The organism is Paenibacillus sp. V4I3, assembly GCF_030817215.1.
Lineage (GTDB): Bacteria > Bacillota > Bacilli > Paenibacillales > NBRC-103111 > Paenibacillus_E.
Map to the genome: position 1 here is coordinate 3,135,780 of NZ_JAUSZA010000001.1, position 13,248 is coordinate 3,149,027.

A 13,248-nucleotide genomic window follows, 5' to 3' on the forward strand; every position below is an offset into this window, starting at 1 on the left:
GGTTAATAGGGATTGGTTGATGTGAAAATGAAATCAAGGGAGATGTATGAATGGGAAAAGGAAAAAAAGCAGGCATTGTTATGTTATTGGTTAGTTTGTTTCTTGCCATGATCCCTTTTTCAGGTTATGCGGCGGACGCTAAATTGTCGGTTGCGACATCAGGCGTGACTGCGAGTGCGGATGATGGGAATGTGCCTGCTAATACGGTGGATGGAAGCTTAACCACACGCTGGTCTGCTAACGGCAATGGGCAATGGATCAAGTACGATTTGGGTTCGAGTGTCAAGGTCTCCTTCATTAAGATTGCATTTTTAAGCGGGGATACAAGAACTTCCAGTTTTGATATTCAAACTTCCACCGATAACGTGAATTTTACAACAGTTCAGGCTAACGTGACCAGCAGTTTGAATACAAGCTTACAGACTTTTGACTTCCCTGATGTAACGCCAGTCCGTTATGTGCGTATTGTTGGACATGGTAACTCCGTCAACGCATGGAACAGTTATAATGAGGTAGAAATCTATGGTGTTGCTCCTGTTACTCCAGGTGTTCCTGTATCCACATCAGGGGAGTTAACTTCGGCCTTAAGCAGTGCAAGCGCCGGTACCACGATCGTACTTGCGAATGGGACTTACACACAAACTGGCCCCTTCGTCTTGAGCAACAAAAACGGCACAGCAGGCAGCCCTATCACGATCAAGGCCGCTAATCCAGGGCAGGCGATTATTTCTGGCGGGGCTTCTCTCCAAATTCAAAACTCGTCCAATGTCGTTATCGAGGGGCTTAAATTTACAAATACCGGAAATACAGCCCTTCTCTTAGATGGATCCAATAACATTCGAGTTACTCGAAATCAATTCGCACTACAAGCAACTGGAGGAAACCTAATCTGGCTTCAGGTTAGCGGAGTCAATAGTCATCATAATCGAATCGAACATAATGACTTCGGTCCCAAGAGCGACACGGACCCTCTAATTGCTTATCAAGGCGATGGTAACGGGAACATCTCTCAGTATGACGTCATCGAATATAATTACTTTCATGATGTGGGTCCATGGGTTGCTAATGGCAAAGAAACGATACGCCTCGGATTATCGGGAATCTCCTTGTCCAATGGGTTTAATACCATCCAGTACAATCTATTTGAGAACTGCGATGGCGAACCCGAAATCGTTTCTGTAAAAAGCAGTAATAACACAGTTCGCTACAATACTTTCAAGACCTCCAAAGGAGGACTCACCTCAAGACATGGTCATAACAACTCATTTTACGGAAACTTTTTCCTTGGCGATGGTGTAGAGACGGAAGAAGCGGGAATCCGTATTTATGGAAACGACCATAAGATATACAACAATTACATGGAAAATCTTACTGCTAACGCCATTATTCTAGACAATGGTAATTATGACGGAGGTACGAGTGGGTACCCCTCAAATCCAACGGCGGATGACTTGAGAGCGCAGTGGAAAATTTACCGAGCGCAGGTCGTAAACAATACGATTGTTAACAGCACGACGGGAATTATTGTTGGTTCTAGTAAAACGTATGCTACTCAGGACAGCAGAGTGGCTAATAATATCGTTAGAAATTCCACGGGAACCCTCTATGATGAAGTTGTGACCACCAACACCCTATTCGAAGGGAATATGGGTTTTGGCAGCACAGTAAGCAATAATAGTTCGAGGACGGCTGCCCAAATTTGGGGAATAAATCCTTTGCTCACAACTGTAAATGGGTTGCAAAAATTGTCAACCAGCAGTCCAGCGATAAACGCTGCATTGGGAACCTACACCTTTGTGACTGAGGATATAGATGGGGAAACACGCTCCGCCACTGATATTGGAGCAGATGAACGCTCTTCAAGCACATCCTTCGGGAAACATCCGTTGGTGGTAACAGAGGTAGGACCGAATGCGCCTTAAGTAACAAATAGATAGTTACCGAGATGGCTTAAAAAAGATCGCAACAGCCTTAGGCTGTGCGGTCTTTTTTCATTATAAAACTTGATAAAGTGGGACAAGGCAAGTAGAGTTGAAACGTAGGAGATGAAAGTAGGGGGTTATTTGATTTGAAAAAACTGGGTATTGTGATGCTGATCGTCTCTGCGATTGCTCTTTTGTCGGCATTTACGATTCCATTCTTCGTTCATACCGGAAGTGGGATGGCTGGTTGGATCGCTGGTCTTCTTATCGTTAGCGAGATTGCGTTCTGGACAGGCGGCATCATTCTTGGTAAAGAAGTGGCGAGAAAATATAGACGGTACTTAAATCCTAAAAACTGGTCGCGAAAACAGAAAAAATCGAGTAACGATGGAGAATAAAAGAAAAGGTACTTCCAGAAAAATTTAGTTATTTTCTTATTTTCAGGTATACTATAACCTGCAGATGAAGAAGGGGTGGTCCAATGTTTACAATGACAAGTTACACTGTGGAATTAGTGAAAGATCCATTTGGGATTTTGACCGGGCAGCGATATGAATTTCTCATTGATATTGAAGTTGAGGAAGATGATGAGCTTTACTCCGAAAGCGGATTATATATTAGAGCGATCTATAGCGTGGAAGAAGAAAAGTCTGGGATTATGAAGTATGAGCTTTACGAGAAAACGACACAACTCTATTTGGATTTTGATTTAGAGGATGATGAAGTTGCCGCAGTAGAAGCGTTTTGCAAAGAGCACGTTCATGAAGGAAATGAATAAGTAAGTGAATAAATAAGTGAACAGCCATTCGAGATGCGAGCATCTTGGATGGCTTTTTAAATAATCAATAAAAGAAAAAACCCTCACGCAGTAAGGGATTTTTTCAAGCTAATCTTCTCATCCTTGAAGGATGTCTTCCACCTTTTGTAACACATCTTCCGTCAAGCGGATGCCGCTAGCTGCGCAATTTTCAACGACTTGCTCAGGGCGGCTAGCGCCAACGAGGGCACTTGCTACATTGTTTTTTCTGAGAATCCAAGCGATAGCCAGCTGAGAGACCTTAATGCCAAGCTCATCGGCGATTCCGGATAATTGTGACACTTTATTCAATAATGCTTCGTTTAATTGCTTATCGCTCCAATTCTTGCTGCTTGCTCGGCTATCGGCTGCGAAGGGTTGTCCTGCACGATATTTGCCTGTAAGAAGCCCCTGTGCAAGCGGCGAAAAGACAACCTGACCGAATCCCTTGGCCTCGCCAAGTGGGATAATTTCTTTTTCAATGTAACGATTGAAAAGGTTGTAGATCGGTTGATTAACAATCAGCTTATCTAATAGAAGCTTGTCAGCAATTGCATATGCTTCGACAATCTGAGCAGGTGTCCATTCGCTCACACCAATGTAGAGTACCTTGCCTTGTGTAACCAAATCGTCCAATGCACGCAAAGTTTCTTCTAGCGGAGTTTCAGGGTCATAACGGTGGCAATAGTAGATATCAATGTAATCCGCATTCAGTCGACGTAGACTGGATTCGGCCTGTTCTTTAATATGCTTGCGGGATAAACCGCGATCATTAGGACCATCGCCCATCGTATTAAAAACTTTTGTAGCTAGAACATAGGATTCCCGTGGATAGGAGGAGAGTGCTTTGCCCATCACTTTTTCTGCTTCACCACGTTCGTATACGTTAGCTGTATCAAAGAAATTAACACCCAAATCATAAGCTTGTTCAATAGAACGGACGGCAGGATCTTCCCCGACATAACCACCGTATGTGAGCCAACTGCCTAGACTGATTTCACTGACTTTGAGACCGCTGTTACCGAGTTTGCGATATTGCATGTTTGTTAACCTCCTAGTGCAATATGGGATAAGAACTATCTATAGTATAAAGATATTCCCTGGTTTATGTAAGAACTGACAAATAGGTGATTAAGTTACCTGGAGGTACGAGGCATACTTCAAGGTAAGTACATATCGTGATCATCAAGGGGGATGAAGGCTATCTGCTCTGTAGCCAAGAGATAGCTTTTCAAGTAAAATGACTGTGAAAGGAGGAGATATTCATGTTAGCTTCCCTATTTGTTGGCATCGTAGCCATAGAGCATATCTACATTCTAATTTTGGAAATGTTTTTATGGACAACACCTCGTGGTTTGAAAGCCTTCGGCTTGACGAAGGAACAAGCCACGGAAACCAAATCACTTGCTGCTAATCAAGGCTTATACAATGGATTTCTTGCGGCTGGTCTTGTATGGGGACTCGTTCACCCTGATGCATCCATGGGTCGTTCCATTGAGATCTTCTTCTTAATCTGTGTCATTATTGCTGCCTTGTATGGCGGGGCAACTGCAAAAAAGTCGATTTTACTGGTACAGGGTTTGCCTGCGGTCATTGCTCTTCTTTTTGTCCTTCTGTAAGATCACAATACTACATAAGTAAACAGTCATTTACAGACATACATAAGTAAGGTTTTATCGCAATAAATAAGGGAAGTCCCTATAGCTACTTGGGACTTCCTTTATTTATTTAGCCAATTTAGGCATACTTCACTACCTTATTTTTGCCACTTGTTTTTGCTCGATACATGGCTTCATCAGCCTGTTTGATGAGCGCCTCGGCGCTTAGGCCATTCTTATACTTGCTGTAGCCGATACTTGCGGTTACAATCGTTTCCTTCTCAATTCGACTGCGAACGCGTTCTGCAAATGCATCCATTTTGACACTAGGATCAGTCACCATGACGACCATCTCTTCGCCACCGTATCGGCCGGCAATGCCGCATTCTTCGGCTTCTTCTTTCATAATCAGCGCAACCTGCTTGAGCACATCGTCCCCCATCTGATGACCTTGGGTATCATTTAGCTTCTTGAAATTATCAATGTCGCTAAACAAAATGTACACAGGCAAATGCCGTCCAACATATTGCGCAACGCGGTTATAGAAAAATTTGCGATTATATAGACGTGTAAGCCCGTCCGTTATGGATGAATTATAAATGGCCTGCATAAGCTCTACGACACGTTCAAATAGCAGCATAAACAATAGAAAATAATAAATAATCGGTAAGACATTGGCTGCAATGGATAACACAGGTTGAACGTTTCCATACATATAGGCATTTACAAGGTGGACAGATTGAATGAAAAAGTAAACCGTCAGTGCCAGTTGGTATTTGACCTGTTGTCCGATGTACGGTGGGATCGTGTAGAAACATAGGAAGATCAGCACAAATACATAGAGCTCAAGACCAATATCCTGAAGCAATCTAACTTGCTCTTGCGTGCCGCTATACATATTTGGCACACTGAAATGAAGAATTGAAACGACAAAACCCATAATCATTAAGCCATAGAAGAATATGTACTGTTTACGATTCGTGCGATTGTATAATTGATAGATCCCCATGTTAATAAGGATGAACGATATTATTTTAAGCATTAGCCGCATATAGGCGGTTAAACTTGTATCCATATCGCTAAGTGTTAAATATAACTGGAGAAGGTAATGAATGCCTACAATAACTAGTGAAATGGTCATCGACATGTAGCCTTTTTTGCGACGGTCTAGAAATAATCGAAGAGAGATCACGAACATAAGGGCAACAATGACAACGATAATGGCATTCGATAATAATGAAGCTAAATCACCGAAAAGCAGATCAACAACTTTCATACTTTCCTCCAAAATCCCCTGTTTTTCGACATGTAATGAATCTATTATAAAGGAAAATGCGAGAGAGGGATAGAAACGATTGTAAGGGCTCGACAGGTGTTCTCTTTTCTATTCGGCGCACACAAGTTACAATAAGAAGGTAAGCTCAAGGATTTGGGAGAGGGGCTCATGCAATGAACATATTGCAAGCATTGTTTTTCCCCCCGGAACAGCCGGGTGGGGTGTCATCCATGGTTCCCTATATATTGGACCGTTTTAATAAAAAAGGCTGGGAAATGGAATTATTTTCGCTACCTAAGCGGATTCGTGGCAAGGGTACTGAGGAAGTGGAGTTCGCCACTTTTGATTGGCGGAAGTATGCCGGAAACCCGATCGTTGATAAATACATTCAGACGTACAAGGATTATGTTTGGTGGACGAAGTTGAGAATTTCCAAAAAGTATGATATTATCCATGCCCATCATCCGATTGCGGCACTTGCCATGAAGCAGATTTATCCGGAAACACCCGTCATCTTGACCATTCACTCCAGTTTTGAGAGAGAACTTATTTTGAATGGACGTATTCAGGAGAATGGCGTGGAGCATCAATTCCTTACTCAAATTTACGGAGAGCTTGAAGCGAGAGTCGATCAGATGATCACGGTCTCTAACTCGTTCAAGCAATATATGGCGGAATATATGCAGGATAGTGAACGGATAGGCGTTATTCCAAATGGTTTTGATGAAAAGCGTTTTCGTCCGATTTCACATGAAAATCCAGTTACGCAGTTCATAACCGTTTGCCGTTTAGTGCCTGCCAAAGGGCTCGATACACTGTTGATTGCTTGCGGAGAGTTGAAAAAACGCGGTCATCCCTTCGTTTTACATATTATTGGTGATGGACCAAGCCGAGAAGAACTTGAGAAACTGGCGATTCAGCATAATATTTACGAAGAAACAATTTTCTACGGCTATATGCTGCATCCAGAAGAATTTATGCCGTTCTTTGATGTATTCGTTCTGCCATCGCGCGCGGAGGCATTCGGGTCTGTATTTGCGGAGGCAGCACTATGCTGGTTAGCGTTGATTGGAACCGACGTCGGAGGGATTGCTGAGCAAATCGAACATGGACATAACGGCTTGCTTGTGCCGGTTGGTGATGCGATGGCGCTTAGCCATGCTCTGGAAAAAGTCGTCATTGATCCTACTTTCCGCTACAATTTAGCACGAACTGCTTGGGAGAAGGCGAAGAAAACCTACTCATTGAACCGAGTGCTTCGGCAGCTGAAAAGTGTGTATGAAAGTTATCAAGCCGCTGTACAACCAAATGACGATGATAGTGCGGATAGTTAAAAAAGCTGAATAGGAAGGCGTTAGAGCGATGAAACGACTGCGGTTTATGCATGCCGCCGACCTGCATCTGGACAGTCCGTTCAAAGGCATGTCGGCGCTGCCTGAACGGGTTCGTGAGCGAATACGAGAATCAACGTTTGAAGCGCTCAAGGAACTCGTGGCTTTAGCGATACAAGAGCAGGTAGATTTTGTACTCATTAGTGGGGATGTATATGATTTATCCGATCGCTCCTTGCGCGCTCAAATTCGCTTCCAGAAAGCATTGGAGCAATTAGAAGAGCAAGGAATTCCTACTTACATTATTCATGGTAATCATGACCCGGAGGATGGACGTGCCGCGAAGCTGGATTGGCCGGCAGCAGTCCATTTTTTTGCGTGCGATCAAGTGGAGACGATTAACGTGGAAAAGCCGCATCGCGGCGTCATTGCCCAGATTCATGGCATTTCGTATCGAAGCGCTGGGGTAACGGATAATTTAGCTGTTAAATTTAAAGTCGGCCGAGAAAAGGTATGTCAGATCGGCCTATTACATACGAATGTCGACGGTGATCCCGGTCATGACAATTATGCCCCTTGCAGCAAGCAGGATTTGCTTGAAGCAGGTATGAACTACTGGGCGTTAGGCCATGTACATACGAGGAACGTGCTTCATCAACAGCCGGCGATTGTTTACCCAGGGAACCTGCAGGGCCGAAGTATTCGGGAAACAGGACCACGTGGGTGTTACATTGTCGATATGACTGAGTATGGACGAGCTGAGCTCACCTTTCATGCGTTGGATCAGGTTCGTTGGTTCCTAGAGCGGCTGTCTGTGGCAGGCATACAGACAGAGCAGGAATTGAAAGACCGGCTCGGTGAGCAGCTTGAGCGGATTAGAGCAGAGGCGGACGGCAGAGATGCCGTCGTCCGACTTGTTCTGGAAGGGCGCAGCGCGGTGCATAGCTTGCTGCGCAAAGGGCGGGCTCTGCAGGAGCTGACCGCCGAACTGCGTGAGGAAGAAGATGAGCGGAGCCGCTTCGTCTGGGTGGAATCCATTGAGGACCGAACGGCAAGTGAACTCGACCTCGAGGCCTTACAGCAGGAGAAGAGCTTCCTTGGCGACCTCCTGCGGTATTCGGCTGCGCTGCAAGGCGACGACGAAGCGCTTGCTTTGTTTGCAAGCGAGGCGCTGGCCGCGCTGCAGAGCTTGCCGCAAGCAGCCGGTGATCCGGCTGCGGCTGAGCCTGAACGGCTGCTCGAGTGGCTGCGCGCCGCACAAGAATTAGCCGCGGACCTGTTGTCCGCGGATGGGGGGTGACATGGATGAGAATCGTATCCATGCAGGTTCAAGGTTTCGGCAGCCTGCGCGAGCGGCAGCTTGATACCGATAGCCCGCTGGTGCTGTTTTATGGCGCCAACGAAGCGGGCAAGAGCACGCTCATGGGCTTCGTCCGCGCGGTGCTGTTCGGCTTTCCAACTCGTCAGAGCCGGTTGGAACGATACGAGCCGCTGGGCGGCGGCGCCCATGGAGGAGCGCTAACCCTGCTCGATGAGCAGGGTCAGCTCATTCGTGTCGAGCGCTACGATGCGCCCGCCGCAGGCGGCAGACGAGCCTCTGCGGGGCTCGTCAAGGTCACCCTCGGTGATGGCACCACCGGGGGTGAAGACCTGCTGAACACGCTGCTGGGCGGCCTATCGGCCGACCTCTTCCGCAGCTTGTTCGCTTTCGGTTTAACCGAGCTGCAGGAGCTGCGCACCCTGCAGACAGACGAGCTCAGCGGCTATCTATATAGCGCTGGGCTTGGTGTGAGCGGCTCGGCCATTATGGAGGCCGAGCGCAAGCTGACGGCGCAGGCCGACAGCCTGTACAGACCCCGCGGGCGCAATCAGGAGATGAACCGTCTCCTGAAGGAGCTTGAGGGTCTGGAGCAGTCGCTGCGCCGCAGCCGGGACCCCGCAGCCGACTACGATCGGCTGTTGGCGGAGCGCCGCTCCGCGGAGGAGCGCATTGCTGCCTTGGAGGGGCAGCAGGAGTTGCTGCGCGCGGAGCTGCACAAGCTTGGCCTGGCCGGCAAGGCGCGCAGCGGATGGATCCGCTTGCGTCAGATCGGCCAGGAGCTGGCGGCGCTGCCTGCGCTGGCGGGCTTCCCCGAGCATGCCTCGGCAAGGCTTGACGCGCTCGAGGCAGAGCTGGAGCGCATCCATGCGGAGCGCACTCGGCTCCTGCTGCGGCAGGAAAGCCTAATGAGCCAGCTACGCGCCATAGAGCTTGTGCCTGATCTGCTCGAGCATCAGATCGAGCTGAATCATTGGCTGGAGCAAACAGCCATATATGAAGAGAATAAACGCAGCGTGGATCAAATGCGCGTGGAGCAGGAGCACCAACGTGCGCAGGTAGACAGGCTGCTTAAACAAATAGATGTTCACTGGGAGGAGACAGATTTAGCCTCTTTCTCGGTAACGATTTCCCTGCGTGAACAGGTACGAGCTTACAAAGCACAGTTTCATAAGTGCAAGGACAGTGAGCTGCGCGTCAGAACAGAGCTGGAGAGTCTGCAGCAGCAGGTCAAACGCGACCAAGATACGGTAAGGAGCTTGGAATCCGATTTACATAAAAGCGGGGTAAGAACAGATAGTTCAGCCTCTCCCGGTTGGGGAGGAGCAGACCCATCTTCTGCTTTGCAACTTATAGCGAGAGATTATGCGCGCTGGCAGCAGCTTGTGAGAGAGCTTGCACATCAAAAAGAACGCGATGCTGTGGAAAACCAGTTTCAGCTTACTCTGGAAGAAGCAGCGAAAGCTGGCAAAACGGCCTCGAGGAGACTTCGTCAGCGCTTCATATTCATATCCGGCCTATTGGCCGTGTTGGCGCCATTATTGCTGTTATGGCAAAGCAGCTGGGTGGCAGCTCTCTGCGCTTTTCTTTTATTTGCTGGTACTGCACTCTATATGCTTGTTTCTGATCGTGCAGCGACAGAGAATCGCTCTTCCCGAGCGATGACTTCATCCCCGATCAGGGATGAAAGTCTGAGCGATGAACTTCGCTTGCTGGAGCGCCGCCTGCAAGAACAAATCCAGACTTTTGCCCAGCAGCAAACGGGCTATGTTGAAGCTGCGGCAGCATCAACTGCTACTTCGGTGGGCCGTTCCGCATCAATCCCTCTTGAGGTGCTCCAGCCTCAACTGGATGCATGGATGCGAGAAGCTGACCAAAATAAACAACAACGCAGTGAGCTGCTTCGTAAACTAGAGAAGCTGCAGGATACGAAGGAGATGCTGCAATCTCTTCGGCAGCAAGAAGATCAGCGCAGTGGCTATTTCGAGCAGCTTGTGATGGAGTCAGATCAGCTCCAATCGGATTGGAGTCATTGGCTGCAATCGCTTGGACTAAGTTCGCAGTTATCAGTGGACGCTCTGCTAGAAACATTCCAGACGATTGAGCAAGGGCAGGAAAGTCTTCGTCAGCTTCATAAGCTGGAGTCCAAGCTTGAGACATTAGTAACGAACATCGATCACTATGAAAAAACAGTCGGTTCACTTCTTCGGTTTTCACCAGAGGTACGTCAAGAACCCGTATTCGCGCTCAAACGCTGGAAAGAGCAGGAGCAAGAACAACTGAAGCTGCTTGCGGAGAAGAAGCATGGCGAACAGCTTTATTTGGAAACCGAGCAAGAGCTGCAGCTTCTACAGTCAAACGAGCAGCGTACACAAGCTCGGTTGGAACAACTTTTACAGGAAGCCTCTGCAAGTGACGGTGAAGAACTTCGTATTCATCAGAGAGAGCAGGAAGAACGAAGGAAACTGACGGAAGAACAAACATTGCTGGAATCCTCGCTCGAAACGTTACTCAGCCGCTCATTACTTGCCAGCTACACCGAGCTATTGGAAACCCATGGAGAAGATGATATCGCACTTCAAATGGCATCCCTCCAAGACCAATTAACCGCTACTGCCCATGAAACGAATGAACTTCGAGAGGTTGTTGGTAAGCTATCAGGACAAATTGAGAAGCTGGAGACAGGCTCAGAACATGCAGACCATCTTCTTCAAGCCGAAGCTTATAGAGCGACCATTCGACAGCAAGTTGATCAATATGCTGTAGCTTCATTCGCTTCACTGCTAATGAAGAAAGCCCGCGATGTTTATGAGCATGAACGGCAGCCCGGCGTTCTTCTGCGAGCATCGGATTACTTTGCGAAGATGACGAACGGTGCCTTCACCCATGTCAAAGCGCCATTCGGAGAGCAGCGTCTAGTCGCAATACGAACGAATGGAGAGTCGCTTGATACGAGTCAGCTTAGTCGGGGAACGGCAGATCAGCTCTACTTATCCATGCGCTTTGCACTCGTCGAGGAGTATGCTGGAAAGGCTATTTTACCGCTTGTGATGGACGATATTCTCGTCAATTTCGATGAGGAACGGATGGAGAACTGTTTGCGTGTCCTTGCAGACTTAAGCAGCAGGCATCAAGTTCTGCTCTTTACCTGTCACGGCCACGTGCGAGATGCGGCAGCAAGAGTTATTCCCGGAAATCGCTTAATTCGTTTGTAGAAGCGTTAACAATGGAGGAATCGAAAGTGGAATCAGGAAACGATAAGAGGAAAGACCATCGGGAAATTACCTATCAGGTCGGATGGAAGAAGGGGAAGATCGAATGGAATGAAGGGGCATCGGAAGCTTTAGCGGTCAAATCATCCTTGGAAGTTGAGTGTCATGTTGGAGAAAAGCGTCTCCAGCTGTTTTGGCTTCCAGCCATGAGTCTTCCAAGCTGGCTGCTTCTCCCCTTACTTTATTCGCTTCCAGTCTTCTGTTTCCTATTAACGCTTGTTCTCATTTATGGGTTGCGTCATGGCTAGCAGCAAATAAGGGTTGAATAAAGAGGGGGGATCAGCTTTATGAACATGATATTAGCCATTATAGGTGGCCTGCTGGGCCTTTTTGTAACAGGGGTTGGCATATATACAGCTTGGATGGTTCATCAGCTTTGGAAGCAGCAGGGAGCAGCACCAAAACCAGCAGGTCAGGTGGAAATTGCCGTCAAATACTTTTCAAAATGGACGGTCATTGATTACGCAGTAATCTTATTATTTATCATCGGTCTTTTACTGTTGTTAGCCGAGTTATTTGCGGTTTGGCGAGATCAAACGGTTATTGCCAATTTCCATTTCTCCTACCTGCTCACAGGAATCATTATTTCTGCTATGGGCATGCTTCTGTTGTTTGTACGATTGGTTGTCGTACTTGGTTTTATTCAGTCAGGAGCCCTACATCGCACGGTTACGGTTGCGCCAGATCATCAGAACGAGCCAGATAACACTGATAAAGCCAAATAGGGGATACAATGCGGAAAGTAATATTTTGAATCCTATTTGACTGATTAAATAGCTTAGCCCAAGGATACTGACGAGGATTACCTTAGGGTTTAGTTTCACGCGCTGCTGAAGCTGCTGGGACAAGCCGTAAGCGTCAGCAATAAAGGTTGTGAAAATTTCACCGTATATAACGAGTAAATAAGCAACTTGCGGCACGGACCCTAGTCGGGTAATAATATTTCCCATTGGGATCTCGAATTGTGCGATACCTGGCATTTGCGCAGAGAGTGCGTAATGTGCAGATAACAGAAGCAGACCAATGCCTGTACCGCCAAGGAGTCCGCCCCAGTATAGAACAGATCTGTTGCGGATGGATGCTCCCATTGGAACGAGTACGGCTTGGGCCATCGCCAAGTTAAAGGCGGTATAGAGGAAAGGTGCGAACCATATTTTTTCTAACGGATCATCGCTTGTAATGCGCAGCCAGTTTCCTGAAGATGGCGAATGCCACGTATAAACGACGATGACCAAGCTGAAGAGCAGCATGATGGGAACGACGATTGAATTCACTGTCATAATAGCGCCAATTCCGCGGGACAATACGAAATAGGCGAGAACTAATGTCACGAATAGTCCTGTTTGGTAAGAGAGGTGCAGCTGTTCTTCAAAGACCGTTCCGCCCCCGGCGAGCATGACGGTTGTAATCCCAAAAAGGACAATCATCATAAACAAGCTAATGGCATTACCAATTCTATGGCCAAAAATGGCCCGATTCAAATCCTCATAAGATGCTGCCTTCAGATCATGAGCCATCAGCATGAGTTTAATGCCAATCCAGATGAAAAGGATGCTGGATAAAGCAATCGTCAATGTGGCTAGCCAGCCGTAACGTGTGAAGAACTGCAGGATCTCCTGTCCAGAAGCGAACCCTGCTCCAACAACCGTTCCAATGTAGGTAAAGGCAACACGGACGATCTGTGAACCTGTTCGCATAGATTGCCCCGCTTTCTTTCGTTTGATATAGTACAAGG

The 13,248-nt window shown here is 47.3% G+C and carries 12 protein-coding genes; 9 read left to right on the forward strand and 3 right to left on the reverse strand.

The features are described 5' to 3' along the window. The first annotated feature begins 50 nt into the window (after positions 1-50). From QFZ77_RS14450 to QFZ77_RS14460, 3 genes are all read left to right on the forward strand, one after another. The gene (locus tag QFZ77_RS14450; RefSeq protein ID WP_307440630.1) at positions 51-1,922 is read left to right on the forward strand and encodes a chondroitinase-B domain-containing protein; all 1,872 of its coding nucleotides are present in this window, start codon (positions 51-53) and stop codon (positions 1,920-1,922) included. A gap of 146 nt (positions 1,923-2,068) precedes the next feature. Further along, positions 2,069-2,320, forward strand: a complete 252-nt coding sequence (locus QFZ77_RS14455; RefSeq protein WP_307440633.1) for a transporter suffix domain-containing protein — start codon at positions 2,069-2,071, stop codon at positions 2,318-2,320. Between the two features lie 83 nt (positions 2,321-2,403). Beyond that, on the forward strand, positions 2,404-2,700 hold the full coding sequence (locus QFZ77_RS14460; protein WP_307440635.1) for a DUF6509 family protein: 297 nt from the start codon (positions 2,404-2,406) through the stop codon (positions 2,698-2,700). 117 nt (positions 2,701-2,817) lie between these two features. Here the strand turns inward: QFZ77_RS14460 and QFZ77_RS14465 are convergent, their stop codons facing one another. Further along, on the reverse strand, positions 2,818-3,759 hold the full coding sequence (locus QFZ77_RS14465) for an aldo/keto reductase family protein (protein WP_307440639.1): 942 nt from the start codon (positions 3,757-3,759) through the stop codon (positions 2,818-2,820). A gap of 218 nt (positions 3,760-3,977) precedes the next feature. On the opposite strand from QFZ77_RS14465, the gene QFZ77_RS14470 reads away from it, so the two are divergent. Continuing rightward, positions 3,978-4,337, forward strand: coding sequence for a DUF1304 domain-containing protein (locus QFZ77_RS14470; protein WP_307449517.1), 360 nt, complete (start codon positions 3,978-3,980; stop codon positions 4,335-4,337). A gap of 118 nt (positions 4,338-4,455) precedes the next feature. Here the strand turns inward: QFZ77_RS14470 and QFZ77_RS14475 are convergent, their stop codons facing one another. Continuing rightward, the gene (locus QFZ77_RS14475) at positions 4,456-5,592 is read right to left on the reverse strand and encodes a GGDEF domain-containing protein (RefSeq protein WP_307440641.1); all 1,137 of its coding nucleotides are present in this window, start codon (positions 5,590-5,592) and stop codon (positions 4,456-4,458) included. 173 nt (positions 5,593-5,765) lie between these two features. Between QFZ77_RS14475 and QFZ77_RS14480 the strand changes: the two genes are divergently transcribed. Genes QFZ77_RS14480 through QFZ77_RS14500 form a run of 5 tightly spaced genes read left to right on the forward strand, consistent with a single transcriptional unit; the run spans position 5,766 to position 12,238 of the window. Further along, complete coding sequence (locus tag QFZ77_RS14480; RefSeq protein WP_307440643.1) at positions 5,766-6,926, forward strand: glycosyltransferase family 4 protein; 1,161 nt, start codon at positions 5,766-5,768, stop codon at positions 6,924-6,926. A 28-nt stretch (positions 6,927-6,954) separates the two neighbouring features. After that, positions 6,955-8,223 (forward strand): metallophosphoesterase family protein, encoded by a 1,269-nt coding sequence (locus tag QFZ77_RS14485; protein WP_307440645.1) that lies wholly within the window; start codon positions 6,955-6,957, stop codon positions 8,221-8,223. 5 nt (positions 8,224-8,228) lie between these two features. Further along, positions 8,229-11,456: an AAA family ATPase gene (locus QFZ77_RS14490; RefSeq protein WP_307440647.1), complete on the forward strand. Its 3,228-nt coding sequence runs from the start codon at positions 8,229-8,231 to the stop codon at positions 11,454-11,456. A 26-nt stretch (positions 11,457-11,482) separates the two neighbouring features. Next, positions 11,483-11,761: a hypothetical protein gene (locus tag QFZ77_RS14495; RefSeq protein ID WP_307440649.1), complete on the forward strand. Its 279-nt coding sequence runs from the start codon at positions 11,483-11,485 to the stop codon at positions 11,759-11,761. A 39-nt stretch (positions 11,762-11,800) separates the two neighbouring features. Further along, positions 11,801-12,238, forward strand: coding sequence for a hypothetical protein (locus tag QFZ77_RS14500; RefSeq protein WP_307440651.1), 438 nt, complete (start codon positions 11,801-11,803; stop codon positions 12,236-12,238). On the opposite strand, the gene QFZ77_RS14505 is transcribed toward QFZ77_RS14500, so the two are convergent. After that, positions 12,170-13,210 (reverse strand): YkvI family membrane protein, encoded by a 1,041-nt coding sequence (locus QFZ77_RS14505; RefSeq protein WP_307440653.1) that lies wholly within the window; start codon positions 13,208-13,210, stop codon positions 12,170-12,172. The genes QFZ77_RS14500 and QFZ77_RS14505 overlap by 69 nt on opposite strands. Positions 13,211-13,248: the final 38 nt, after the last annotated feature.